General features: G+C 64.8%; 24 protein-coding genes and 2 riboswitches. Of the genes, 11 read left to right on the plus strand and 13 right to left on the minus strand.

Annotation, left to right across the window (positions count from 1 at the left end):
• The first annotated feature begins 25 nt into the window (after positions 1 to 25).
• From GEV02_RS00300 to GEV02_RS00320, 5 genes are all read left to right on the plus strand, one after another.
• On the plus strand, positions 26 to 1,693 hold the full coding sequence (locus GEV02_RS00300; RefSeq protein WP_008449383.1) for a peptide chain release factor 3: 1,668 nt from the start codon (positions 26 to 28) through the stop codon (positions 1,691 to 1,693).
• A gap of 105 nt (positions 1,694 to 1,798) precedes the next feature.
• Positions 1,799 to 2,080, plus strand: a complete 282-nt coding sequence (locus GEV02_RS00305; RefSeq protein WP_152835983.1) for a hypothetical protein — start codon at positions 1,799 to 1,801, stop codon at positions 2,078 to 2,080.
• A 76-nt stretch (positions 2,081 to 2,156) separates the two neighbouring features.
• Positions 2,157 to 2,555 (plus strand): GntR family transcriptional regulator, encoded by a 399-nt coding sequence (locus GEV02_RS00310; protein ID WP_152835984.1) that lies wholly within the window; start codon positions 2,157 to 2,159, stop codon positions 2,553 to 2,555.
• On the plus strand, positions 2,552 to 3,427 hold the full coding sequence (locus GEV02_RS00315; protein ID WP_152835985.1) for an ABC transporter ATP-binding protein: 876 nt from the start codon (positions 2,552 to 2,554) through the stop codon (positions 3,425 to 3,427). Before GEV02_RS00310 ends, GEV02_RS00315 begins: the two co-directional genes overlap by 4 nt.
• Positions 3,424 to 4,857, plus strand: a complete 1,434-nt coding sequence (locus GEV02_RS00320) for a hypothetical protein (RefSeq protein ID WP_152835986.1) — start codon at positions 3,424 to 3,426, stop codon at positions 4,855 to 4,857. Before GEV02_RS00315 ends, GEV02_RS00320 begins: the two co-directional genes overlap by 4 nt.
• 6 nt (positions 4,858 to 4,863) lie before the next feature.
• Here the strand turns inward: GEV02_RS00320 and GEV02_RS00325 are convergent, their stop codons facing one another.
• The 3 genes from GEV02_RS00325 to GEV02_RS00335 all read right to left on the minus strand — a co-directional run bounded on the left by GEV02_RS00325 (position 4,864) and on the right by GEV02_RS00335 (position 6,420).
• Positions 4,864 to 5,562 (minus strand): hypothetical protein, encoded by a 699-nt coding sequence (locus GEV02_RS00325; RefSeq protein WP_152835987.1) that lies wholly within the window; start codon positions 5,560 to 5,562, stop codon positions 4,864 to 4,866.
• Between the two features lie 63 nt (positions 5,563 to 5,625).
• Positions 5,626 to 6,027: a cupin domain-containing protein gene (locus GEV02_RS00330; RefSeq protein WP_152835988.1), complete on the minus strand. Its 402-nt coding sequence runs from the start codon at positions 6,025 to 6,027 to the stop codon at positions 5,626 to 5,628.
• Between the two features lie 63 nt (positions 6,028 to 6,090).
• Positions 6,091 to 6,420: a DUF6677 family protein gene (locus GEV02_RS00335; RefSeq protein ID WP_152835989.1), complete on the minus strand. Its 330-nt coding sequence runs from the start codon at positions 6,418 to 6,420 to the stop codon at positions 6,091 to 6,093.
• Positions 6,421 to 6,498: 78 nt separating this feature from the next.
• On the opposite strand from GEV02_RS00335, the gene GEV02_RS00340 reads away from it, so the two are divergent.
• Together GEV02_RS00340 and GEV02_RS00345 are read left to right on the plus strand one after the other, a co-directional pair.
• Entirely contained in the window at positions 6,499 to 6,936 is a 438-nt protein-coding gene (locus tag GEV02_RS00340; RefSeq protein ID WP_152835990.1) for a cache domain-containing protein, read from the plus strand.
• A 9-nt stretch (positions 6,937 to 6,945) separates the two neighbouring features.
• On the plus strand, positions 6,946 to 8,577 hold the full coding sequence (locus GEV02_RS00345) for a methyl-accepting chemotaxis protein (protein WP_152835991.1): 1,632 nt from the start codon (positions 6,946 to 6,948) through the stop codon (positions 8,575 to 8,577).
• Positions 8,578 to 8,582: 5 nt separating this feature from the next.
• Here GEV02_RS00345 and GEV02_RS00350 read toward each other — a convergent pair whose 3' ends face one another.
• From GEV02_RS00350 to GEV02_RS00360, 3 genes are read right to left on the minus strand one after another with little or no spacing between them, the layout of a single operon-like run.
• Positions 8,583 to 8,999 (minus strand): hypothetical protein, encoded by a 417-nt coding sequence (locus GEV02_RS00350; RefSeq protein WP_152835992.1) that lies wholly within the window; start codon positions 8,997 to 8,999, stop codon positions 8,583 to 8,585.
• 26 nt (positions 9,000 to 9,025) lie between these two features.
• The gene (locus tag GEV02_RS00355; protein ID WP_070359953.1) at positions 9,026 to 9,283 is read right to left on the minus strand and encodes a hypothetical protein; all 258 of its coding nucleotides are present in this window, start codon (positions 9,281 to 9,283) and stop codon (positions 9,026 to 9,028) included.
• Positions 9,284 to 9,291: 8 nt separating this feature from the next.
• Positions 9,292 to 9,579, minus strand: a complete 288-nt coding sequence (locus tag GEV02_RS00360) for an ArsR/SmtB family transcription factor (protein ID WP_229212341.1) — start codon at positions 9,577 to 9,579, stop codon at positions 9,292 to 9,294.
• Positions 9,580 to 9,722: 143 nt separating this feature from the next.
• Here GEV02_RS00360 and GEV02_RS00365 point away from each other — a divergent pair, with 143 nt between their 5' ends.
• Positions 9,723 to 10,100 (plus strand): hypothetical protein, encoded by a 378-nt coding sequence (locus GEV02_RS00365; protein WP_152835993.1) that lies wholly within the window; start codon positions 9,723 to 9,725, stop codon positions 10,098 to 10,100.
• 82 nt (positions 10,101 to 10,182) lie between these two features.
• On the opposite strand, the gene gcvP is transcribed toward GEV02_RS00365, so the two are convergent.
• From gcvP to gcvT, 3 genes are all read right to left on the minus strand, one after another.
• Entirely contained in the window at positions 10,183 to 13,077 is a 2,895-nt protein-coding gene (gcvP, locus tag GEV02_RS00370) for an aminomethyl-transferring glycine dehydrogenase (RefSeq protein ID WP_152835994.1), read from the minus strand.
• Positions 13,078 to 13,202: 125 nt separating this feature from the next.
• Complete coding sequence (gene gcvH, locus GEV02_RS00375) at positions 13,203 to 13,583, minus strand: glycine cleavage system protein GcvH (protein ID WP_070271636.1); 381 nt, start codon at positions 13,581 to 13,583, stop codon at positions 13,203 to 13,205.
• 36 nt (positions 13,584 to 13,619) lie between these two features.
• Positions 13,620 to 14,753 carry a glycine cleavage system aminomethyltransferase GcvT gene (gcvT, locus tag GEV02_RS00380; RefSeq protein ID WP_152835995.1) on the minus strand — a complete coding sequence of 378 codons (1,134 nt, stop codon included), beginning with the start codon at positions 14,751 to 14,753 and terminating at the stop codon, positions 13,620 to 13,622.
• Positions 14,754 to 14,831: 78 nt separating this feature from the next.
• Positions 14,832 to 14,949: riboswitch (glycine riboswitch) on the minus strand.
• Between the two features lie 29 nt (positions 14,950 to 14,978).
• Positions 14,979 to 15,065, minus strand: a riboswitch (glycine riboswitch).
• Between the two features lie 143 nt (positions 15,066 to 15,208).
• Between gcvT and GEV02_RS00385 the strand changes: the two genes are divergently transcribed.
• Entirely contained in the window at positions 15,209 to 15,769 is a 561-nt protein-coding gene (locus tag GEV02_RS00385) for an ATP-dependent Clp protease proteolytic subunit (protein ID WP_152835996.1), read from the plus strand.
• Positions 15,770 to 15,823: 54 nt separating this feature from the next.
• On the opposite strand, the gene GEV02_RS00390 is transcribed toward GEV02_RS00385, so the two are convergent.
• Together GEV02_RS00390 and GEV02_RS33655 are read right to left on the minus strand one after the other, a co-directional pair.
• Positions 15,824 to 16,024: a hypothetical protein gene (locus GEV02_RS00390; RefSeq protein WP_152835997.1), complete on the minus strand. Its 201-nt coding sequence runs from the start codon at positions 16,022 to 16,024 to the stop codon at positions 15,824 to 15,826.
• A gap of 158 nt (positions 16,025 to 16,182) precedes the next feature.
• Entirely contained in the window at positions 16,183 to 17,916 is a 1,734-nt protein-coding gene (locus GEV02_RS33655; RefSeq protein WP_152835998.1) for a methyl-accepting chemotaxis protein, read from the minus strand.
• A gap of 217 nt (positions 17,917 to 18,133) precedes the next feature.
• On the opposite strand from GEV02_RS33655, the gene GEV02_RS00400 reads away from it, so the two are divergent.
• Complete coding sequence (locus GEV02_RS00400; RefSeq protein ID WP_152835999.1) at positions 18,134 to 20,743, plus strand: DUF1631 family protein; 2,610 nt, start codon at positions 18,134 to 18,136, stop codon at positions 20,741 to 20,743.
• Positions 20,744 to 20,756: 13 nt separating this feature from the next.
• Here the strand turns inward: GEV02_RS00400 and GEV02_RS00405 are convergent, their stop codons facing one another.
• Both GEV02_RS00405 and GEV02_RS00410 read right to left on the minus strand, forming a co-directional pair.
• Positions 20,757 to 21,413: a LysE family translocator gene (locus GEV02_RS00405; protein WP_152836000.1), complete on the minus strand. Its 657-nt coding sequence runs from the start codon at positions 21,411 to 21,413 to the stop codon at positions 20,757 to 20,759.
• Positions 21,414 to 21,434: 21 nt separating this feature from the next.
• Positions 21,435 to 22,058, minus strand: a complete 624-nt coding sequence (locus GEV02_RS00410) for a glutathione S-transferase family protein (RefSeq protein WP_152836001.1) — start codon at positions 22,056 to 22,058, stop codon at positions 21,435 to 21,437.
• 142 nt (positions 22,059 to 22,200) lie between these two features.
• Between GEV02_RS00410 and GEV02_RS00415 the strand changes: the two genes are divergently transcribed.
• The gene (locus GEV02_RS00415) at positions 22,201 to 22,827 is read left to right on the plus strand and encodes a phosphatase PAP2 family protein (protein WP_152836002.1); all 627 of its coding nucleotides are present in this window, start codon (positions 22,201 to 22,203) and stop codon (positions 22,825 to 22,827) included.
• Positions 22,828 to 22,870 lie beyond the last annotated feature (43 nt).

A 22,870-nucleotide genomic window follows, 5' to 3' on the forward strand; every position in this document is an offset into this window, starting at 1 on the left:
CAGCCCCGCCTCAGATCGCGAACAAATGGTCAACGATATCGAAAACGTAACACCCGAGAATAACGACGACGCCGGCTCCACGTCCAGCGCCCGCACGCCGGCCCTGATCGCGCGTGAAGTCCAGCGCCGCCGCACCTTCGGCATCATTTCCCACCCGGATGCGGGTAAAACCACGCTGACGGAAAAACTGCTGCTGTTCTCGGGCGCGATCCAGATGGCCGGCACGGTCAAGGCGCGCAAGAGCGGCCGCCACGCCACCTCCGACTGGATGGAAATCGAGAAGCAGCGCGGCATTTCGGTCGCCTCGTCGGTGATGCAGTTCGAGTTCCGCGACCACGTGGTCAACCTGCTCGACACCCCCGGCCACCAGGACTTCTCGGAAGATACCTACCGCGTGCTGACGGCGGTCGACTCGGCGCTGATGGTGATCGACGCCGCCAAGGGTGTGGAAGCGCAGACCATCAAGCTGCTGGACGTCTGCCGCATGCGCAACACGCCCATCGTCACCTTCATGAACAAGATGGACCGCGAAACCCGCGATCCGCTGGAACTGCTCGACGAGCTGGAATCGGTGCTGAAGATCCAGTGCGCGCCGGTGACCTGGCCTATCGGCATGGGCAAGAACTTCCGCGGTGTGTACCACCTGCTGAACGACACCATCATGCTGTTCAAGGCCGGCGAGGAAAAGGCCGACGGCGCCTTCGAGATCATCAAGGGCATCGACAATCCGCGCCTGCAGGAGATGTTCCCGCTGGAGATGGACCAGCTGAAAATGGAAGTGGAGCTGGTGCACGGCGCCTCGCATCCGTTCGACCTGGAGCAGTTCCTGGCCGGCGTGCAGACGCCGGTGTTCTTCGGCTCCGCGATCAACAACTTCGGCGTGCGCGAGATTCTGTCGGCGCTGGTCGACTGGGCCCCGGCGCCGCGCGAGCGCGACGCCACCGTGCGCGCGGTCGATCCAAAGGAAGAGCCGTTCACCGGTTTCGTGTTCAAGATCCAGGCCAATATGGACCCGGCTCACCGCGACCGCATCGCCTTCCTGCGCGTGTGCTCGGGCCGTTTCGAGCGCGGCATGAAGGTCAAGCACCTGCGTCTGGGCCGCGAGATCAAGGTGTCGTCGGTGGTGACGTTCATGGCATCCTCGCGCGAGCAGGTGGAAGAGGCGTACGCCGGCGACATCATCGGCCTGCCGAACCACGGCAATATGCAGATCGGCGATTCCTTCTCCGAGGGCGAGCTGCTGACCTTTACCGGCATCCCGTACTTCGCGCCGGACTTCTTCCGCTCGGTGCGCATCCGTAATCCGCTGAAGATCAAGCAGCTGCACAAAGGCTTGCAGCAGCTGGGCGAAGAGGGCGCGGTACAGGTCTTCAAGCCGGTGCAGGGCGGTGAGCTCGTGCTGGGCGCGGTCGGCGTGCTGCAGTTCGAGGTGGTCGCCAGCCGTCTGATGAACGAGTACGGCGTCGACGCCGTGTTCGAAGGCACCAGCATCAGCAGCGCGCGTTGGGTTTCCAGCGACGACAAGAAAGCCTTGTCGGACTTCGAAGATGCGCTGGGCCACAACGTCGCCTACGACGCCGCCGGCAACCTGGCCTACCTGGCCACGTCCAGCGTCAACCTGCGCCTGACGCAGGAGCGCTGGCCTAAACTGCAATTCCACGCCACCCGCGAGCACTCGGCCAAGCTGGTGTAAGGTATGGGGCAGTGCTGGCGGCGCACGGTGCGCCGCCGCACATACCCGCCGCCGTGATCGCTCTATGCTGGAGCTATTGAGCATGCCAGCTTATCGGAGACGATCATGGAACAGCGTACAACCGGACGCGTGGTGGGCATCATCCACGCCCAGCGCATACAACACGCCGCCCCGGCTCGTCCGATGGCGCACCTGCCGCGCCAGCCTTTGCGGCTGGTGGCGCGCCCCGACAAGCAAATGGCGCGGCTGGTGGAAAACGGCCTGGCCATCTACGCCTTGCGTGGCCATATCGACGCGATCAGTTACTTTGCCGCCGCCGGCATCTCGCTGCGCACCATCTCGCGCGTGTTGTGGCAACCCGGCCAACGCCGCTCCCATCCCTTCTGATGTAACGATTTTGTTTGACAACGCCTGTTTTGCGGATTAATGTATTAGTCAACTAATACACTGATACAAAAAGGCGATGACTTCCCATACCCCCTCGCTGTACTCGATCGCCACCGGTTCGGCCGAGCCGATCTACCGTCAGCTGATCGAGCAGACCCGCCGCCTGGTGGCGGCCCGCGTGCTGGCGCCGGGCGATGTGCTGCCCTCGGTGCGCGAGGTCGCGCTGGCGCTGGCCATCAATCCGATGACCGTCTCCAAGGCCTACAACATGATGGAAACCGAAGGCCTGCTGTCGCGCAGCCGCGGCATCGGCATGCTGGTGGCCGAGCGCAGGGCGCATGCGCACAGCGCCCACGAACGCGAAGCCCTGCTGCGGCCCACGCTGGAGCGGGCCGCCGTGGAAGCCCGCCAGCTGGAACTCGATCCCGACGCCGTCCTCGCCCTGTTCAAAAAAATCCTGAAGGAACAAGCATGAAACCATCGATCGTCAACATCGCCAACCTGCATAAATCCTTCGGCAGCCAGCAGGTGCTGCAGGGTGTGAACTGGGATATCGCGCAGGGCAAGGTGATCGGCCTGCTGGGCCGCAACGGCGCCGGCAAGTCCACGCTGCTCGAATGCCTGCTTGGCCTGCGCGAAGCCGACAGCGGCGCCAGCACGCTGTTCGGCCAGCCCGCCACCGCGCTGGGCGACCAGGTGCGCGCGGCCATCGGCTACGTGCCGCAGAAGTCGGAGCTGTTCGAGTGGCTCACGCCGGTGCAGATGCTGGACTACTTCAAGGTCCTGTACCCGCGCTGGAACGCCGACAAGGTAGCCGGTCTGCTGGAGCGCTGGGGCTTCGCCGGCGAGGCGCGGCACACGCAGATCGGCCGCCTGTCCGGCGGCGAGAAGCAGCGCCTGTCCATCATCCGCGCGCTGGCGCACGATCCGGCCTTGCTGGTGCTGGACGAACCCGTGGCCAGCCTCGATCCGGTCGGCCGCCGCGACTTCCTGCACGAACTGGTGGACGGTGTGATCGAGCGCGATACGACGGTGATCTTCTCGACCCACATCCTGTCGGACCTGGAGCGGGTGGCGCTGGACGTGGCCTTCCTCCAGGGCGGCAAGATCACGCTGCAGGCGCCGCTGGACGAGCTGCTGGAAAGCGCGCACCGCATCACCGGCACGGCGGCGGCACTGGCGCGCCTGCAGTTCCGCGACGAGATCCGCCGCCAGCAGGACCGCAGCGGCGGCGTCAGCATCCTGGCGCGGCTGAACGGACAGGAAGCCGCCGATCTGCGCGCCGGCCCCGATCTGCGCGTGGAAACCCTGAGCCTGGAAGACCTGTTTGTCGAGGTGACGAAATGAGCGGAGCCTACTCCCAGTTGCTGCTGCAGGTGCTGCGCGACGGCTGCACCAGCCGCATGATGAAGCGCATGACGGTGCTGGTGCTGGCGTTGGCCGTGCTGACGCCGATCGGGACCAATATGATCGACCGCCGCGACGTGGGCTGGGCAGTCATGGCGGGAGCGCCTGCCTTCCTGATCCTGATGTGGTGCGGCTCCTTCCTGAAGAGCGCCGTCCAGCAGAACCATCCAGCCTACGCCTGCCTGGTGCCGCAGCTGCGGCGTCGCCTGATCGTGCTGACCACGGTGGTGTGGGCCGTCAGCGTGATGCTGGTGGCCGGCCTGGCGGCAGCGGTGGTCGGTCATTTCGGCTACCTGCTGGTCGCCGCCGCCTTCTTTTTCTGCTACATGCTGTACGTGCAGCGCTACTCGGCGCTGGCCTTCCTGCCGTCGCTGCTGATCCTCGGCTCGGTATCGGTGTTGCAGCAGCCCTTGCACGCGCTGTGGGACGTGATTGGCCCGCTGGGCGAACCCGCGCTGGCCGGCATCGGCCTGCTGGCGGCGGCGGCGTTGGGCGGCGCGGCATTGCAGCAGATATTCCCGCGCGGCGGCGACAGCCACTGGGCCTGGCATGCGCGCCACGCCATGCTGCAGCGCCGCTTGCAGGGCGATGCGCCCAAGCGCGGCGAGAGCGGCAACTGGAGCCGCTGGAGCATGCTGCTGCGCGTGGGCTACCGCTCCGCGCTGCGGCGCGATAGCCGGGGCGGCGCCGCGCCCGGCAGTATGCTGCTGCACACCTTCGGGCCGGCGGCGCATGAAGGCGGCTACCACGCCTACGCGCTGCTGGTCACACTGGCGGCGACGCTGGCGGTGCTGTGCTCGGGCAGCGACACGTTTGTGGTGAGGGATTTGATGCGTGCGTCGATGATGCAGGCTTGCGTACTGGTGGGCGTGATGATGTATGCATTCGAGCTGGTGAAGGGCGCGACCCGCCACGGCGCCGAGCAGGCCATCTACAGCCTTGCGCCGGCAGCGCCGTCGGCTGCGCAGCTCAACCGCGTAATGGGGGCGGCCCTGCTGAAGCGCTTCATGCGCGTGTGGCTGGTGGCGGTGCTGTGTGCGGCGGGTCTCGACATGCTGATCCAAGGAGCGCCGCAGCTGTACGCGTCGACCTGTGTGCTGTCGGCCGCGCTGCTGCCGTTCTCCTGTGCGCTGCTGCGCAATTATGCGGAGCTGCCGCCATCGCCGTCGCAGATGGCGACGCTGGTCGGCACCTTCCTGGCGACCGTGGCTTACCTGATCCTGATTAGCGTCGAGCGCCATGTGCAGCCGTTCCCTTTGTTCTGCATCGGCGCGGCGATAGCGCTGGCCAGCCTGTTGATGCTGCGGTGGCGCTGGCAGCGCTTGATGACACTGCCGCCGGTACTGCCGGCGGGCCGCTTACTGGCCTGAGGGCTGCTAGTTGGACTGGAACACCAGCCCCAACGTCACCACCGGTTCGGCGGCGCCGCGCGCCAGTCTGCGGCCCCAGGTGGCGTCGATTTGCAGACGGTCGGGAATCAGTGCGCGGGCGATGCCGAACTGGTAGCGCGAGCCGTTGTGCTGGCGGCCGTACACTTCGGCCGTCAGCGTGTGGCGGTCGTCCAGCTTGAACTGGGCGCCGCTGCCCCAGGTGGCGTAGTGGCGGCGCACGCTTTCGAGGTGCATCAGGCCCAGGTTGAAGTGCAGCAGCAGCGCGTCGCCGCGCAGCGATACGCTGAACGGCACGTTGATCGACAGGTCGCCATCTCCGCCTCGCCCTGCGCGGAACTGGTCGGCCAGCACCAGGCCCAGACCCCAGCCGTCGGTCTCCAACGGTTTGAACACGGTCTTGGCCTGCAGGCGGCCGTAATGCGTGGTGCGGCTGTGCGGGCCGGAAGTGTCGTCGGCCCAGGCGCCGCCGAACGCCAGCTCCCAATTGCCGCCCACGTTGCAGGCCGGCGTGGCCCAGTATTCGGCCAGGTCGTCGGCGCGCAGCGCGTAGGTCTCCAGCTGGCATTGGCCGGGGGCGGCGATGGCGGCATCGTCGACCGTCATCGGACGGCCGGCTTGGGCGGCGGGGCAGGCCAGCAGGCATGCGAGCGCGTACAAGGCGGCCCGGGGAGGCGGAAAAGTCATCGGCGGTCAGTATTCAATGGTGGCGCCGCCACTGTAGCGCCGCCAGATGAAACTGTGATGACACTATTTGGCCGGCGTGGCCAGCGGCTTGCCTTTTTCGACCACGTACACGCCGACCAGCTTGAGCGTGCCGCTGCCGACGTTGAGCGCGTCGTGGATGGTGCCGGCCGGGATGACAAAGGATTCGCCGGCCTTGACGCGGCGCGGGTCTTCGCCGTCGATGCGCAATTCGCCTTCGCCTTCCAGCACGTAGCTGATCTCGTCGCCCGGATGCGTGTGGCGGCCGGCGGTGGCGCCGGCGTCGAGTTCAACCCGGGCGACGACGGCCTCGCGCCCCGGCACCGAGACGTCGGCCTTCTGGACCACGGTGCGGCGGATGCCGGAGGCCTGGGCCTGGGCGGAGCCGGCCAGCAGGATGGCGATCAGGAGGGGCAGGGCATGGCGGACGTGCGGGGCAGCGGGCATGGCGTATCCTTTCTGGTGAGGGAAAGCGGCGGGTGCCGACCGATTGTACGCCGGCGCGCGATGCTAGCGGTGGCGCCCCAGCCACAATGCATCGGCCACGGAACCGATCCAGCAAACGATGCAGATCAATGCGGCGCCGTTGGTGGCGGGATTGTCGATGCCGGAGCTGTGCACGCGTTCGAGGATCAGGATAGGATCGAGCGGCAGCTTGCCGCTCTCGATGTCGGCCACCAGGGTAGCGGCCAGCGCCAGCGTGGCGCGCAGCAGGTAGCCGGCCGCCAGCAGCGTCGGCACGATGAACAACAGGCCGCGCATGCCGCGCCGTAAAAACAGGTGGCCCAATCCGGGGAACAGCAGGGCCGAAATCAGCGCGGCTTTGATCGATGCTTTCATGGTGCTCCGTTGACTAAACGCAAGATTGCGCCGCTGCATGCGACGTACAGTACACCATCTTACCTGCCGGAGGGAATCATGCGCGCTGTATTCGGTATCGTTTTGTTGTGCTGCACGCTGCACGCCCAGGCCACCCCCAACGAAAAGGATGCGGTCGCGCTGGCCGAGAAGGGCGCGCAGTTCGTGCGCGCGCACGGCAAGGCCGAGATGATCGTCCGCATCAACCGCAAGGATCCGGAATTCAACCAGGGCACGCTGTACCTGGCGATGCGCGACATGGACGGCATCACCATCGCCCATCCTACCACGGCGCTGATCGGCAAGAACCTGCTGGACGTGCCGGACGCCGATGGCAAGCCGTTCCGCCAGGAGATGCTGGCGCTGGCCCGGGGCAAGGGCTATGGCTGGGTCGACTACAAGTTCCGCAACCCGCAGACCGGCAAGGTGGAAGCCAAGAGCACCTATGTGCTGCGGGTCGGCGACGTGGCGCTGGAAGCCGGCATCTACAAGCACTGAGCCGTGGACATGCTCAGCAAACTGCGGATAGGCCCCAAGCTGCTGCTGGCGCCGGGCGTGGTGCTGATCCTGCTGATCGCGCTGTCGGCGGGCGCCTTCGTCGGGCTGGTACGGCAGCACCACCGGCTGGAAGACATGGTGCAGCAGCGCGCCGTGCGGCTCAAGGCGGCGGCCGACCTGGTGGCCGGCGCCAACCGCGCGCATACCGAAATCTACCAGCTGCTCACCTGGATCAACGCCAGCTTCTCGCCGCCGCGCATCGATGCGCTGGTGCGCGACATCCACGCCCGCCACGCTGCGCTGGACCGCCAGTTCGCGCAGCTGGAGATGGCGACCCAGAACAATCCGGCCGAGCGTCGCTTCGTCGCCCAGTCGCAGGCGGCGTACGCCCTGTACGTGAAGTCGATTGCCGATGTCATCGAGTTGAGCATGGCCGACCAGTCGATGGCGACCAACGCCATGTCCAAGGCCGAGCGGGGTTTCGACGTGGTGGCGAAGCGGCTGGAGGAGTTGTCGCGGCTGGAGCAGTCGCTCAGCGCACGGGCCTACAGCGACGCGGAGGCCGAGTTCAAGACCCTGCAGACCGTGATGCCGTCGGTGGTGGTGCTGTCGATCACGCTGTCGCTGCTGGTGACGATGGCGGTGCGGCGGGCGCTGTTGAAGGAAGTCGGCGAGATCGGCGCGGCCGCCCTCGATCTGGCCGAGGGTAATCTGACGGTGAAGAACCGCGTCTACGGCAAGGACGAAATCGCCGAGACGGCGCGCGCGCTGGACACCAGCATCCGCAATCTCAACACCACGCTGAAGACGATACTGGCGTCGGCGCAGTCGATCGACACGGCGTCGCGCGAGATCGCGCTGGGCAATGTGGACCTGACGCAGCGCACCGAGGCGCAGGTCAGCACGCTGGAAGAGGCCAGCAGTTCGATGCAGGAGTTGAGCGCCACCGTCACCAAAACGGCCAACAACGCGCAGCTCGCCAATCAGCTGGCGCGCTGCGCCACCAATTTCGCGGTGCGCGGCGGCAGCGTGGTGCAGCGGCTGGTGGTGACGATGGCGGCGATACGCGGCAGCTCGCGCAAGGTGGTGGAGATCGTCAGCGTGATGGACGGCATCGCCTTCCAGACCAACCTGCTGGCCTTGAACGCGGCGGTGGAGGCGGCGCGCGCGGGCGAGCATGGCGAAGGCTTCGCGCAGGTGGCGGGCGAGGTGCGCGCACTGGCGCAGCGTTCGGCCGTGGCGGCGCAGGAGATCAAGGCCCTGATCGCGGAGTCGATGGCGGAGATCGAGGGCGGCAGCCGTTCGGTGGAGGAAGCCGGCAGCAGCATGGCGGAGATCGTGGCGTCGGTGCAGCAGGTGGGGGATATCATCGGCCAGGTCAGCGCGGCCAGCGCGGAGCAGGCGCAGGGCTTGCAGGGCATGCAGCAGGCCATCGTCGAGATGGATCAGGTGACGCAGCAGAAGCTGGCGCTGGTCGAACAGGCCGCCAGCGCGGCATCGAGCTTGCAGCGGCAGGCGGTCAACTTGTCGGAGGCGGTGGCGATGTTCAAACTGGACGAGGGCGCGGAGCCACCGCCACCCAAACTGCCGGCGGGCACGCCGCGTGTGGTGCGCCTGCGGCTGGCGTCGGTGCGCAATTGAACTGACTAGGCTTTCTGTGCGCTCGACCAGCGGTCGCCGGATTGGCGCAGGTATTTCTTGAAGACGTAGCCCCAGGGCATGGCGATCGGGATGATTACCACCACCAGGCACTGCACGAGGATTTCGGTCGTGCCTTCGTCCAGCGTGCCGGAGCGCCACGCCGGCAGTGCGACCACCAGCGCCCAGATGACTTTCCACGTCAGTTCCCACAGCAGCACCGGCAGCATCTGCAAGGGATAGCGGACACCCAGCGCGCACAAGACGCCAAACGCCGCCAGCATGCAATTGACCACGCCGCCCATCAGGCTCCAGGGCTTGTCGTGATGGATCACGCCAGGCCAGATGACCAGACCCAGACCCACAGCGATAATCAGATACACGGCTCTCAGCATATACAGACGTACTAATGAAACTTCGTTCATTTGTGGCTCCAGGTGGTGGTAGGGGATTACTCGACTTCTTTCAGAATCTTTTCAATCGCCGTCACGCGCGATTTCAACTCCGACAAAGTGGCATCCATCGAGGCCAGCGAGGCAGCAGCCTCGGTGTGCGCCGCGACGGCCTTCTCGGCGATCACGCGATACGCTTCCTCGTGGGCAAAGCGCAGTTTGGCCTGCTGGATCGCGGAGAAATGCCGCATCGCCGCGATGATGACGATCGCCAGCAGGGGGAGGCAGATCGTCAAAAGATATACATGCTCAGCCATAATTGCCTCTATTGTTCAGGGTTGTTGGACAGCGACTTGACCGCCTCGGCGATCACGGCCGGAGTCAGTTCGAAGTCGAAATTGCTTACGTCAAAATAGTTCAGCGCCTTGCCATCCTGCGACAGCTCCATCTGGCTGACGACCAGGCCGGCATCCTCCAGCTTCTGCAAGTGCAGATGCAGCAAGGGCCGGCTGATGCCCAGCTCGCGCGCCAGCTGGCTGACATAATTGCGTCCGCCGGACTTCAGCATCGCAACGATGCGCAGGCGGTGCGGGTTGGACAGCGCCGCGAGCATGCTCAACAATTGATCTCCGCTGGGAGTAGGCGTTTTCGATTTCATGTGTAAAGAATATCTGACATATGAAATGAAGTCAAACATAAATTCAAGTTGCCAAATCGGCTAGAATGAAGCGGTCGCACCGACCTGACCGGATTCCCATGACACCGCTGCTTTATTTTGCCGCCTCGCTTGCCGTCGCCCTCGGCCTCGCGCACTCCATCCTCGGCGAGCGCTACATCCTGATCCGTCTGTTCCGGCGCGATAACCTGCCGCAGCTGCTGGGCGGTACCGCCTTCACCATCGGCACGCTGCGCTTCGTGTGGCACGAAACCACCGTCGCGCTGTGGGGCTTCGCCGCGCTGCTGGTCCAACTGGCGCAGGGCCGTCTGACCGCGACGACTGCCGCGCAGACGCTGGGCTGGACGCTGATCGCCGCCGGCGTGCTGCCGCTGGTGTTCACGCGCGGGCGACACATCTCCTGGCTGGCGCTGTTCATCATCGGCGGCATCGCACTGGCGCGCGCGGCGCAGACATAAAAAAACGCAGGCCGAACCGGGTGGTTCGCCTGCGTTCTTCAGACGGCGCGGCGAACCGCGCAGCCCTCAGTTACTTACACGCTTACTCGTAGTCGCTCATCGGCGCGCAGCCGCAGAACAGGTTGCGGTCGCCGTAGACGTTGTCGGCGCGGCCGACCGGCGGCCAGTACTTCTGCTTGCGCAGCGACGGCACAGGGTAGGCCGCCACTTCGCGGCTGTACTTGCGCTCCCACTTGTCGGCGGTCAGCACCTCGGCGGTGTGCGGCGCGAATTTCAGCGGGTTGTCCAGCTTATCGAACTCGCCGCTTTCAACCTTGGCGATCTCGCCGCGGATGGCGATCATCGCATCGATGAAGCGGTCCATCTCGACCTTCGATTCGCTTTCGGTCGGCTCGATCATCAGCGTGCCAGGTACCGGGAAGCTCATGGTCGGCGCGTGGAAGCCGAAGTCCATCAAACGCTTGGCCACATCTTCGTTGCTGATGCCGGTGGCATCCTGCAGCGGACGCAGGTCGATGATGCACTCATGCGCCACCAGGCCGTCGTGGCCCGAGTACAGCACAGGGAAGTGCGGCGACAGGCGGCGCGCGATGTAGTTGGCGTTCAGGATCGCGGTTTCGGTCGCGGCGGTCAGGCCTTCCGCGCCCATCATCGCGATGTACATCCACGAAATCGGCAGGATGCTGGCCGAACCGTACGGCGCGGCGCTGACCGAACCGATGCCGGCGTTGTCGCGGATGTAGCCGTTCGAACGCTGGTTAGGCAGGAACTTCGCCAGGTGCGCGCCCACGCCGATAGGGCCGACGCCTGGGCCGCCACCACCGTGAGGAATGCAGAAGGTCTTGTGCAGGTTCAGGTGCGAGACGTCGCCGCCGAACGAACCCGGAGCCGCGACGCCGACCAGCGCGTTCATGTTGGCGCCGTCGATGTAGACCTGGCCGCCGTGGCCGTGGATGATTTCGCACAGTTCCTGGATGCCTTCTTCGAACACGCCGTGGGTCGATGGGTAAGTCACCATCACGCAGGCCAGGTTCTTCGAGTGCAGTTCAGCTTTGGCTTTCAGATCGGCCAGATCGACGTTGCCGCTGGCGTCGCAAGCGGTGACGACCACCTGCATGCCGACCATATTGGCCGATGCCGGGTTGGTGCCGTGCGCCGACGATGGAATCAGGCAGATGTTGCGATGGCCTTCGCCGCGCGATTGGTGGTAAGCCTGGATCACCAGCAGACCGGCGTACTCGCCCTGCGAACCGGCGTTAGGCTGCAGCGAGACAGCGGCGTAACCGGTCAGCGCGCACAGCATCTCTTCCAGCTGCGAGATCATTTCGCGGTAGCCGACGGTCTGCGCGTCCGGCGCGAACGGGTGGATGTTGGAGAACTCAGGCCACGTGACCGGGATCATTTCCGAAGTCGCGTTCAGCTTCATGGTGCACGAACCCAGCGGGATCATGGTGCGGTCCAGCGCCAGGTCCTTGTCCGCCAGGCTGCGCAGGTAGCGCAGCATTTCGGTTTCGGAGTGGTAGCGGTTGAAGACCGGGTGGCTCAGGTACTCGCTGGTGCGCGACAGCGCCTCAGGGAAGGCCTGTGCAACGGCAGCTTCCACGCCATCGAAGTCCGGGCCGTGGGCCGGGCCGCCGACAGGGTGGGCGAACACGGTCCACAGCAGCGCGATGTCTTCGCGGCTGGTGGTTTCGTCCAGCGATACGCCGACGTGGGTGGCGTCGATCACGCGCAGGTTGACGCCGTGCGAGTGGGCCGATGCATGCAGCTGTTCGGCGCTCTTGACGGCGACGGTCAGCGTGTCGAAGAAGGTGTCGTTGGTGACGGTGTAACCCAGCGTCTTCAGGTTAGCGGCCAGCACGCCGGTGTAGCGGTGCACGCGCTGGGCGATCTGCAGCAGGCCTTTCGGGCCGTGGTAGACGGCGTACATCGACGCCATCACCGCCAGCAGCACCTGCGCGGTGCAGATGTTGGAGGTGGCTTTTTCGCGGCGGATGTGCTGTTCGCGGGTTTGCAGCGCCAGGCGGTAAGCCTTGTTGCCCTGTGCGTCGATGGTGACGCCGACCAGACGGCCGGACATGCTGCGCTTGAATTCGTCGCGGGTCGACAGGTAGCCTGCGTGCGGACCGCCGAAGCCCAGCGGTACGCCGAAGCGCTGGCTGTTACCAACCACCACGTCCGCGCCCCATTCGCCTGGAGGCGTCAGCATGGTCAGCGCCAGCAGGTCGGCGGCGACGACAACCATCGCGCCCTTGGCCTTGACCGCTTCAACGCCGGCCTTGTAGTCGCGCACCACGCCGTTCACGCCCGGGTACTGCAGCAGCACGCCGAAGCAGTCGCCGACGGCGGCCAGTTCGGCCGGGTGGAAGGTCTTCACTTCGATGCCCAGCGGCTTGGCGCGGGTCTCGACCACTTCGCGGGTTTGCGGCAGCACGTCGTCGGCCACGTAGAAGGTCAGCGATTTCGATTTGCCCACGCGCTGGATCAGCGTCATCGCTTCAGCGGCGGCGGTGCCTTCGTCCAGCATCGACGCGTTGGCGATGCCCATGCCGGTCAGGTCGGTGATGGTCTGCTGGAAGTTCAGGATCGCTTCCAGGCGGCCTTGCGAGATCTCCGGCTGGTACGGGGTGTAGGCGGTGTACCAGGCCGGGTTTTCGAAGATGTTACGCAGCACCACGCCAGGCGTGACGGTGTTGTAGTAGCCCTGGCCGATCAGCGACTTGAGCACCTTGTTCTTCGAGGCGATCTTCTTCAGCTTGGACAGCGCTTCCTGTTCCGGCATCGGCTGCGAGTACGCGCCCAGCGGCAGTGCGCCTTTGTTGCGGATGTTGGATGGGACCAGTGCGTCGATCAGGGCTGCGCGCGAGGCGTAGCCGAGTACCGACAGCATGGCTTCCTGTTCTGCGGCGTCAGGGCCGATGTGGCGGGCGATGAAGGCGTCGCGGGCTTCGAGTTGGGTCAGGCTGATGCGGGTCATGATATGGGCGAGGGCAGTATGAGGAGTGGTGCGATACGTCGTCCCCGCGAAAGCGGGGACCCATGCCGAGTGGCCGGAGCCAGCTCAGCATGGATTCCCGCGTGCGCGGGAATGACTGCGGCGAATTACGCTTCGGTGGTCTTGCCGTAAGCGGCGGCGTCCAGCAGGCCGTTGATCGCGGCGGCGTCGGCCGGCTTGATCTTGAACAGCCAGTTGGCGTAGGCGTCGGCGTTGATCGATTCAGGCGCGTTGACCACGTCGTCGTTGACGGCGACTACTTCACCGGCGATCGGCGCGTAGATGTCGCTGGCTGCCTTGACCGATTCCACCACGGCGGCGTCGTCGCCGGCGCCGAAGGTTGCGCCCACTTTCGGCAGTTCGACGAAGACGATGTCGCCCAGCGCATCCTGTGCGAACTCGGTGATGCCGACGGTGACGGTGCCGTCAGCTTCAGCGCGTACCCATTCGTGGGATTCGGTGTACTTCAGGTCGGCAGGAATGTTCATGTAAGGCTCCAGAAGGGTAGTTAGGTGATACGAAAATTAAACAGCCAGGATTTTACCGTTGCGCACGAACGGCAACTTGACCACCGACGCGGCCAGTTTCTTGTCGCGGATCTCGACGTGCACGGTGTCGCCGACGGCCACGCCGTTCGGCACGCGCGCCAGCGCGATCGCCTGCTGCATCGACGGGCTGAAGGTGCCGCTGGTGATCTCGCCGGTGGCGTCGGTGCCCGCTACAACCACCTTCTGGTGGGCGCGCAGCACGCCGCCTTTTTCGCGCAGGATCAGGCCCACGAACTGGGCGTTCTGGCCCATCGCTTGCAGCGCCGATTTGCCGATGAAGTCGCGCTCGGACACCAGGTCGATGGTCCATGCCAGGCCTGCGTCCAGCGGGTTGACGGTTTCGTCCATGTCCTGGCCGTACAGGTTCATGCCGGCTTCCAGGCGCAGCGTGTCGCGCGCGCCCAGGCCTGCCGGCTTGACGCCAGCGGCGACCAGCGCGTTCCACAGGTTCTCGGCCTGTGCGGCGGCGACGCCGATTTCAAAACCGTCTTCGCCGGTGTAGCCGGTGCGGGCGATCATCGCCTCGCCGAAGGTCGGGCTTTGCGCGAAGGCGACGTTGAACGGCTTCATGTCGGCCGTGCCTTCTTTCGATTCAGGGATGACTTCCCACACCTTGGCGCGGGCGTTCGGACCTTGCACGGCGATCAGCGCCATCGGGGCGCCTTCAGCGGTGTCGCCGTCGCGGCGCTGGGTGATGGTCAGGCCGGCCTTGGTGGCGGTGTTCTGCTGCTGCATCCAGGCCACGTCTTTTTCGGCGGTGCCGGCGTTGACCACCAGGCGGAACCAGCTCTCGTTGATGAAGTAGACGATCAGGTCGTCGATGACGAAGCCCTGTGGGTTCAGCATGCACGAGTACAGCGCCTTGCCCGATACCTGCAGCTTGTCGACGTTGTTGGCCAGCAGGCCGCGCAGGAAGCCGCGCACATTGTCGCCCTTGATGTCGACCACGCACATGTGGGCGACGTCGAACATGCCGACGTCGGTGCGCACGGCGTTGTGTTCTTCGATCTGGGAGCCGTAGTTGACCGGCATGTCCCAACCGCCGAAGTCGACCATCTTGGCGCCGGCGGCGCGGTGGGCATTATTGAGTGGGGTGGCTTTGAGCGTCATAATTCCTCGGTCCAAATCGAATAGGGGTTAACAGAACATACAAGGAAACGCTAAACAAAAGCTGATTCCACAATGATCGCAGACCCCTCTGTCCTTGGTACCTGAGAGATTACGGGAGGAGGGGGGCTCCTGATTCCCGTGCGCCCCTTCGGTGGGCCGCCGGCTTGCGCCGCGACCGCTCTCCAGAGTTGGTCCAGTTGGCATCCCGTTGATACGGCCGCGCTGGTCCCTTGATCGGTCCTTTTGCCTGAGAGTTTTTGGGTAGTGCCCCTTCGGCGGCAACGCTGGTTTGCCCTCTCCCGATCAAGACTCGGGAATATATGTCAGAAGCACCTTGTTGTCAATCTGAACCCTGATTTCCGGGGCATCGCCCCCGCGCACGAATGAAATGCAATAATAAGGCTTGAAAAACAACTATTTGCTAGAATAAATCATACTTATTCGAGAGCCCAGTTATGAGCCAAGATTCCACTACTTACGAGGGCCATGCGTGGTTCACCCTGTCCGGCGACGTCAACAGCGACATGGTTCGCCGCGTCTTTGACGCCGTGGCCGACATGACGGAGGACCGCATCACCACCGCTCACATCCTGATCCAGTCGAACGGCGGCTATGTCAGCGACGGCATCTGCCTGTACAACTACCTGAGCAAGTTGCCGATCAAGATCGTCACCTACAACGCCGGCGCGGTGGCCTCGATTGCCGTGATTCTGTTCCTGGCTGGCGAAGAGCGTTACGCCAGCGACACGGCGCGTTTCATGGTGCACAAATCGCACGCCAGCGCGCCGCACGGCGCCCGTCCGGACGCGCTGCGCATCATCGTCGAAGGCTTGCAGGCCGATGACGCCCGCACCGAACAGATCCTGCGCGAGCACGTGCAGTTCACCGACGAGCACTGGCGCACGCACGAATACTCGGACCTGCACCTGACGGCGGCCGAGGGCTTGACGGTGGGGATGGTCAATGCGGTGAAGGATTTCGTGCCGCCGCGCGGACAGCGGGTGGCCAACATCTGACGTTGCGGCGCTGCGGCGCCCGGGGATGACGCCGCAGGGACCGCGCTGGCCTAACTAGCGGTTTTTATTACCCGACTGCTTGCCATCGTTTTTGTGGCTTTGACGGCCGGCCTCCACATGCTGCTCATGGGTGCCGCCCTGCGTGCCGCTGCTGCTGCCGCGCGTACCGCCGGACGAACCCTGGTCGCCCGACTGCTTGCTGCTGCCGGGGCTCTGGCCCTGTTTGCTGCCACTGCCTTTTTGATTCGAGTTCATGTCTATTCCTTTGCGAAAGTGAAAGAACGTGCTCGCCAAAAACGCGCCGCTACTTGCATTCCGGTGCGTTTTTGGTATCGCAATGATGCGTGTTCGATACGCTGGTCGCTATCGGAATTCGTCTTGGTGGCATGTAGGAGCATGCCTTGCTGCTCCCCTCAGAACTCTTCCCACTCAACTTCCTTGCCGCCTGGTGCCGGACGAATGGCGGGCGCGGCGTTGCGTCGCGCCGATGCCGGCGCGCTTGGTCCGGTGCTGGCGTTGCCGCCCGCAGGCGCCATATGCTTGGCCGGTGCGGCGAGCTCGGCAACAAGGGGGAGGGCGAGGGCGGGCGTCTGCGCCGCCGCATCGCCATCCCCGGAAAACATGCCGACCGCGTCGTTCAGCTTGGCGGTCTCCCCCTGCATCGCGGCTGTTGCGGCAGCCGCCTGTTCGACCAGCGCCGCGTTCTGCTGGGTGGCCTGGTCCATTTCCGCCACCGCCTGGTTGACCTGTTCCAGTCCGGCGGTCTGCTCGGCGCTGGCGTCGGCGATCTCACCGATCAATCCGGTAACACGCTTGACGCTGCCGACCACCTCGTCCATCGTATTGCGCGCCTGGTCGGCCAGCTGCGTGCCGAGCGCCACCTTGTCGACCGAATCGGCGATCAGCTCCTTGATCTCGCGGGCGGCCGCCGCGCTGCGGTGGGCCAGGTTGCGCACTTCGGACGCCACCACGGCGAATCCCCGTCCCTGTTCGCCCGCGCGGGCCGCCTCCACCGCCGCGTTCAGCGCGAGGATGTTGGTCTGAAAAGCGATGCCGTCAATCACGCCGATGATCTCGGCGATCTTCTTCGAGCTGTCGTTGATGGACGCCATCGTGCCCACCACTTGCTCAACGTCGGCGCCGCCGCGCAGCGCCACGGCGGACGCCGACAGCGCCAACTGATTGGCCTGCATCGCGTGCTCGGCGTTTTGCTTGACGGTGGCTGTCAGCTGCTCCATCGACGATGCGGTTTCCTCCAGCGACGCGGCTTGTTGCTCGGTGCGGGTCGACAGGTTCAGATTGCCCTCGGCGATCTCGCGCGCGGCGCCGTCGATGGCGCGGGCGCCTTGCCGCACCTGGCCTATCATGCGCAGCAGGCTGTCGTTCATGTGCTGCATCGCTTGCAGCAGCTTGCCGGTCTCGTTGTTGGCGCTGTCGCCGATGCGTGTGCCGAGGTCGCCATTGGCGATGCGCTGCGCCGCTTGCGTCGCCCGCTTTAACGGCGTGGAGATCGAACGAGCCAGCCACAACGTCAGCAGTGCGCCGCCGAACACGGCCACGCCCAGCGTGCTCAGCGTAATCAAGCGGGAGCCGTTGTACAGCTCGTCGGCCGTGCGCGCTGCCTGCTGACTGCCGGCCAGTTGTGCTGACAGCAGCTTGTCCAGCTGGCCGTTCACCGCATCCAGCGCCAGTTGCGAGCGGCCCTTCAGCAGCGGTTTGGCTTCGTCTATTTTGCCGTTGGCGGCCAGGGCGATCATGCGGTCATGCTCGGCTGCGTAGTCGCCAATCAGGCGCAGTAGTTCGGCGCCCAGGGATTGATCCGCCGTCCCGGCCAGCAGGCGCGTCAACTGGCCGGCATTGCTGCGCAAGGCCGCGAAGGCTACGTCCAGTTTTCGATCGGCATCGGCGATGCTGTCTTTATCGGCCAGGACCACATGTTCCAGCTTGCGAACTTCCTGCAAATCGTTGCGTAGTGACAGCACTGCTATAGTCTGAGTCAGCCATTTGCCGGACAATTCAGAGGAGGCATCGTCGATGCGGCTCATGCGCGCCAGGGCGCTCAGGCTCAGCAACGCGGTCAGGCCGATCAGGGTGGCGAAGGCGGCCAGCAGCTTGCTGGAAGTTTCCAGGTTATGCAGGAATTTCATGGCGGGGTCTCGGCGGCGGCGGTAGGAATTTGTTATGTTAGGGAAACTTCAACCTTGTCCTTTGCGTCCCGTCAATGCTGGGTTTCATGCCATAAAAGTTGTGGGAAAACAGAAAAATACGCGAAATATTGCACAGTCTTTCCTTTCCGGTATTGCCTTGTGGAAAGAATGTGCAAGAATGGCGTAAACAGACTCTTCTATCACAGCAGGTAACATCATGGTTGCAACTTCCACAACGTCCGCAGCGCCGAAAAAGCCGGTCTCGCCGCGGCATGCCTTGTTGGAAGAATTGATCGGCATCGCCACCAAGCATGCGGGCGACCAGTATCTGGACCTGGCCAACAAACTGGCCGGCGCGCTGATCGACGCCACCGGTGGCGACCCGCGCTCCATGCAGCAGCGCATACGCGCCGGCAATCAGCTGCGTAACCGCAACTTCGCCTTCCTGCATCTGGCTTCCAGCACGCTGGAGAAGGCGTTGCGGCGCGAGATCGCCGAGCTGTCGCCGACGGTCAAGGGCGCGCCGCGCTTGAGCGAGCAGCCGCTGTCGCTGGTGCCGTTCGAAGAAATGGATAACAAGGTCGCGCTCGGCGGCGTCAGCAAACCGTTCGAGAGTCTGTATTCCGATCAACTGCAAACGCTGAACGTGCGCCTGGCCTTCCTGCTGGATCGCGACATCTTGCGCGTCAGCCAGAATCCATTCCGTCCCGAAGTGTTTTTGGTGGCTTTGCAGCAGGCCTGGGTTGAGTTCGACACCGAGGCCGATGCCGCGCCGTTGTTGCAGCCTTTAATCAAGCCGGGCATGTTCATCGAGCTTGGGCCGATGCTCGACGCGTTGAACCTGGCCTTGCAGAGCAAGGGCGTGTTGCCCGGCTCGGTCGATGGCTACCAGGGCCGCAAGGCGGACAAGCCCAAGGCTGCAGCGCCGTCGCGCGTGCGCGGCAACCAGGCGGCGCTGGCGCAGCAGTTGCGGCAGTTCTTCGCATCCAGCGATGTGGCGGGTTCGGTTGCTGGCGAGATCGTCGACAACATTGCCGATGGCCTGATGCAGGGTGTGGATTTGAGCATTCCCGATTTGCCGATGTCGGCGCTGAATTCCGGCGCGGTGTGGGTGCCGAAGGCTGGCGAGCAGGGCGGTGCCGGTACTGGCCCCGCCCAGGCCGCAGTCCCGCACGGCGCGGTGCCGCATGCCGTTGGCTCATCCGGCGCAGGTGTGTTGATGGCCGCCGGTTTTGCCGCTGGCGCAGCCGGCGTGCCGGCCGTCGCCGCAGGCGGATTCATGCCGGCCGGGCCGGTGCCGGGGACGGCCGGCGTCTGGGTGCAGGGACCGGCGCAAGGCTTGGTGCCTGGCGCCTTGAGCAACGAAGACGCGCAGCGCCTGTCGCAGATCGGCGCCAAGCAGCCGCTGCTGGCGTATCTGGCGCAGCTGCAAAAAGCGGTGCCTTACGAATCTATCGGCACGCTCGGCGCGGTGGCCGGCGCTGCACCGCTGCCGTCCTCACATGCCGCCGATGGCACCGCATCCTCCGCAACGGCAGGCGCGGCTGGCGGCAACGTCTTCTATCTGCCCAACATCAAAGCCAGCATGCCGCAAGGCAGCCTGTCGCGCACCGACGAGAGCACCATCGACTTGCTGTCGGCGATCTTCGACACCGTCTTCCGCGACCAGAACATCTCGCAGGAAATCCGCGACCTGATCCGCTTCCTGCAAATCCCGGTTTTGAAGGCGGCGCTGGTCGATAAAAACTTCTTCTTCCAGGAAGCCCATCCAGCGCGCCGCCTGATCGACCTGCTGTCGCGCATGGGTTGGGAGCAGCGCAAGGGGCCGGAAGATCCGCTGTTCCAGGCCATGCAGCGCAGCGTCGACCGCGTCGGCCGCGACTACGATCACGAGCTGTCGGTGTTCACCGAAGCGGTCAACGAACTGGAAGCCTCGATCCAGGCCGAAGAGCGCGCCGCCGCGGCCGCCATCGCCGAGCCGGTCGCCGCCGCGCTGAAGCAGGAGAAGATGGCCGAATCGGGCAAGCTGGCGCGGAACGCCGTCGCCCTGCGCATCGGCACCGGCGAAGTGATCGCCGTGGTTGAAGCCTTCCTCGAACAGCGCTGGGTGTCCGTGCTGACCATCGCCTACAGCATCGAGGATGACAAGCCGGGCGCCGTCAACAACGCCACCAAGACGATGGACGATTTGATCTGGAGCGTACGCCCCAAGCTCAACGCAGACGACCGCAAGCAGTTGATCGCCAAGCTGCCGGTGCTGCTGAGCACGCTGAACAAATGGCTGGACATCATCAAGTGGCAGGATGCCGACCGCCTGCAATTCTTTGCCGAGCTGGCGGAGTGCCACGCGTCCATCGTGCGTGCGCCGCTGGAGATGTCGCCGGAGCGTCAGCTGGAGATATCGATGCAGGTGGCGCAGCAGGCCGCCGAACGGCGCCTGGAACTGCAAGCGAAAGCCGAAGCCGCCGCCCAAGCGGAAGCCGAGGCGCGCGCATTGCAGCAAGTCGATCCGCAAGAGGAAGAGGCCGCCATCGAAGTCGACAGTCTGACGCGTGGCATGTGGCTGGAATTCGAGCAGGAGGATGGTAGCAGCCGCAAGGTCAAGCTAGCCTGGATCAGTCCGCTACGCACGCTGTACATCTTCTCGACGGCGGCGCGGCAGGAGGCGTTCTCCATGTCCGGCGAACAGCTGGCTCAACGCTTCCGCGAGCAGAGCGTGCAAGTGGTGCGCAGCGAAGGCGTGGTCGCCGTCGCCCTGTCGCAAGCCCTGGCCCGCAACGCCGATAACGACGCCTCCATCGACCCGCCAGCCTCGGCGTTTGGCTAGGCCTTCGTTACAGTTACTTCGAGTTCGTCAACGTCAGCAAGGCGCCGCCCATGCCGACGAAGATCACGCCGGTGGTGCGTTTGGCCAGGCGGGTGCGGGCGATGCTCTGCTTGACGCTGCGCTTCAGCCACGACGCGCACGCCACGTAGAAGAAGTGCGACAGCAAGGTGCAGCTGGTGAACGTCGAAGTCAGCAGCAGGAAGCGCACCGGGTCCACGTGGTCCGGCGGCATGAATTGCGGGAACACGGCGGTGAAGAACAGGATCGCCTTCGGATTGGACACCGCCACCAGCAAGCCGCTGCGGAAGGTGGCGAAGCGGCTGGCCTCGGCCGCGCCCGGCGCCGCTTCAGCCGTTGCGGCCGCTTCGGCGGTTGCCGTCACCAGGCCCGCGCTGCGCCAGGCCTTGATGCCGAGGTAAATCAGATACGCCGCACCAGCCACCTTCAATGCGCCGAACGCCAGCGCCGACGTCTTCAGCAGCAGGCCCAGGCCGGCCACCGCCGTCGTCGCCACGATGAACACGCCCAGCGCATTGCCCGCCGAACTGTAGAAAGCCCGCTTCGCGCCCATGGTGGTCGCGGTCGAGATCGCCATCAGCACACCCGGCCCCGGGCTGAACGCCGCCGCCAGGGAAACCGATAAGAACAACAGCCAGGTCGATACAGTCATTGCTAAACTCCAAAAAGATTGTCAGGGCAGGCCGTTACAGCCATGGGTGCGAAAACCTGCGCGCTCGCTCAAACGGGAAAACCAGGCGTCGACGGCCGCCAGCACCGGCCGCGCCATCGGCGCCGCGCGCCAGCGGTTGGCCGACAAGCCGAGCACGATATCGGCCAGGGTCAGCGTTTCGCCACAGACGTAAGGTCCGCCGGCCGCCAGCTGCGCGTCCAGCATGGCCATCAGACGGTTCCATTCCGCCACGCTGGCCGCCAGCGCCGCCGCATCGCCATGTGCCGGACTTTGCCGGACCAGGGCCATGAAGGCGTAACGCCAGGCATTGTTCAACTCGGTCGCCTGCCAGTCCATCCACTTTTCCACCTGCGCCCGCGCCATCGGCTCGGACGGCAGCAGGTCGCTGCGGCCATGCTTGCCGGCCAGGTAGCGGCAGATGGTGTTGGATTCCCACAGGCTGTGCCCGTCGTCGATGATGACCGGCACCATACCGTTGGGATTCATGCGCAGGAAGCCGGGCGTGGCGGTCGGCAGGAAGCCGCTGCCGTACTGTTCCAGCCGATAGTCCAGGCCGATTTCCGCGCAAGTCCACAGCACTTTGCGGACGTTGATGGACGAGGATTTTCCAAGAATGGTGAGCATGAGCAACAGTATGCCACGACACGCCGGGACGCGTCGGCCACTGCCGGATTCAGTCTGAGCTGTTGTTGCACGGCAATTTTCGATAGAATGCGCCCGCATGTGTTTTAATGATGCGGTGCAAAACAACGACAGGGCGCTTTAGATGATGTGGTGGCAGGGATTGAGTATTACGGGAAGTCTGGCGGTGACCGGGCCGATAGGCGTGGCGATCGCCGTTTGGCTGCTGGCTGGCAAATCCTGGCGCCTGACGGCGGCCTGGTGCGCGCTGTTCGGCATCGGCATGACGCTGGTGGTGGCCACCAAGATGGCTTTCGTTGGTTGGGGCATCGGCGTGGAATCGGTCGAGTTTTCCGGCATCAGCGGCCATGCCATGCGTGCCGCCGCCGTGTTCCCCGTCGCCTGTTTCCTGGCCTTCCGCTCGTCGTCGCAGCCGCTGCGCTGGCTGGCCACCTTCGCCGGCGTCCAGCTGGCGATGATGATTGGCGTTTCGCGCGTCTACGTCCAGGCCCATTCGGTGTCCGAAGTCGTCACCGGTTGCCTGCTGGGCCTGGCGGTGGCGGCGGTGTTCATCTGGTATGCCAGCACCGAACGCCACATGGCGCTGAGCCGGCTGCTGGTGTTGCTGTGCATTCCGATCGTGTTGATCGCCCCGCGCGTCGAGCCGGTGCCGGCCGAAATGTGGATCACCGAGGCGGCCCTGTACCTGTCCGGCCACGACAAGCCCTATACCCGCGACATTTGGCGCACACCCAAATCCCCGCTACGATAGGCGCACGCTCCGCCATGACGCGTTTTCGGCCTGATTTGATGCG

Origin of the sequence: Rugamonas aquatica (assembly GCF_009380215.1) — a bacterium.
GTDB lineage: Bacteria > Pseudomonadota > Gammaproteobacteria > Burkholderiales > Burkholderiaceae_D > Rugamonas > Rugamonas aquatica_B.

What these genes read in the sequence shown, in the direction of transcription:
- GEV02_RS00300 (WP_008449383.1), top strand. Translation starts at nt 26, where the DNA reads ATGGTCAACGATATCGAAAACGTAACACCCGAGAATAACGACGACGCC.
- GEV02_RS00305 (WP_152835983.1), top strand. Translation starts at nt 1,799, where the DNA reads ATGGAACAGCGTACAACCGGACGCGTGGTGGGCATCATCCACGCCCAG.
- GEV02_RS00310 (WP_152835984.1), top strand. Translation starts at nt 2,157, where the DNA reads ATGACTTCCCATACCCCCTCGCTGTACTCGATCGCCACCGGTTCGGCC.
- GEV02_RS00315 (WP_152835985.1), top strand. Translation starts at nt 2,552, where the DNA reads ATGAAACCATCGATCGTCAACATCGCCAACCTGCATAAATCCTTCGGC.
- GEV02_RS00320 (WP_152835986.1), top strand. Translation starts at nt 3,424, where the DNA reads ATGAGCGGAGCCTACTCCCAGTTGCTGCTGCAGGTGCTGCGCGACGGC.
- GEV02_RS00325 (WP_152835987.1), bottom strand. Translation starts at nt 5,562, where the DNA reads ATGACTTTTCCGCCTCCCCGGGCCGCCTTGTACGCGCTCGCATGCCTG.
- GEV02_RS00330 (WP_152835988.1), bottom strand. Translation starts at nt 6,027, where the DNA reads ATGCCCGCTGCCCCGCACGTCCGCCATGCCCTGCCCCTCCTGATCGCC.
- GEV02_RS00335 (WP_152835989.1), bottom strand. Translation starts at nt 6,420, where the DNA reads ATGAAAGCATCGATCAAAGCCGCGCTGATTTCGGCCCTGCTGTTCCCC.
- GEV02_RS00340 (WP_152835990.1), top strand. Translation starts at nt 6,499, where the DNA reads ATGCGCGCTGTATTCGGTATCGTTTTGTTGTGCTGCACGCTGCACGCC.
- GEV02_RS00345 (WP_152835991.1), top strand. Translation starts at nt 6,946, where the DNA reads ATGCTCAGCAAACTGCGGATAGGCCCCAAGCTGCTGCTGGCGCCGGGC.
- GEV02_RS00350 (WP_152835992.1), bottom strand. Translation starts at nt 8,999, where the DNA reads ATGAACGAAGTTTCATTAGTACGTCTGTATATGCTGAGAGCCGTGTAT.
- GEV02_RS00355 (WP_070359953.1), bottom strand. Translation starts at nt 9,283, where the DNA reads ATGGCTGAGCATGTATATCTTTTGACGATCTGCCTCCCCCTGCTGGCG.
- GEV02_RS00360 (WP_229212341.1), bottom strand. Translation starts at nt 9,579, where the DNA reads ATGCTCGCGGCGCTGTCCAACCCGCACCGCCTGCGCATCGTTGCGATG.
- GEV02_RS00365 (WP_152835993.1), top strand. Translation starts at nt 9,723, where the DNA reads ATGACACCGCTGCTTTATTTTGCCGCCTCGCTTGCCGTCGCCCTCGGC.
- gcvP (WP_152835994.1), bottom strand. Translation starts at nt 13,077, where the DNA reads ATGACCCGCATCAGCCTGACCCAACTCGAAGCCCGCGACGCCTTCATC.
- gcvH (WP_070271636.1), bottom strand. Translation starts at nt 13,583, where the DNA reads ATGAACATTCCTGCCGACCTGAAGTACACCGAATCCCACGAATGGGTA.
- gcvT (WP_152835995.1), bottom strand. Translation starts at nt 14,753, where the DNA reads ATGACGCTCAAAGCCACCCCACTCAATAATGCCCACCGCGCCGCCGGC.
- GEV02_RS00385 (WP_152835996.1), top strand. Translation starts at nt 15,209, where the DNA reads ATGAGCCAAGATTCCACTACTTACGAGGGCCATGCGTGGTTCACCCTG.
- GEV02_RS00390 (WP_152835997.1), bottom strand. Translation starts at nt 16,024, where the DNA reads ATGAACTCGAATCAAAAAGGCAGTGGCAGCAAACAGGGCCAGAGCCCC.
- GEV02_RS33655 (WP_152835998.1), bottom strand. Translation starts at nt 17,916, where the DNA reads ATGAAATTCCTGCATAACCTGGAAACTTCCAGCAAGCTGCTGGCCGCC.
- GEV02_RS00400 (WP_152835999.1), top strand. Translation starts at nt 18,134, where the DNA reads ATGGTTGCAACTTCCACAACGTCCGCAGCGCCGAAAAAGCCGGTCTCG.
- GEV02_RS00405 (WP_152836000.1), bottom strand. Translation starts at nt 21,413, where the DNA reads ATGACTGTATCGACCTGGCTGTTGTTCTTATCGGTTTCCCTGGCGGCG.
- GEV02_RS00410 (WP_152836001.1), bottom strand. Translation starts at nt 22,058, where the DNA reads ATGCTCACCATTCTTGGAAAATCCTCGTCCATCAACGTCCGCAAAGTG.
- GEV02_RS00415 (WP_152836002.1), top strand. Translation starts at nt 22,201, where the DNA reads ATGATGTGGTGGCAGGGATTGAGTATTACGGGAAGTCTGGCGGTGACC.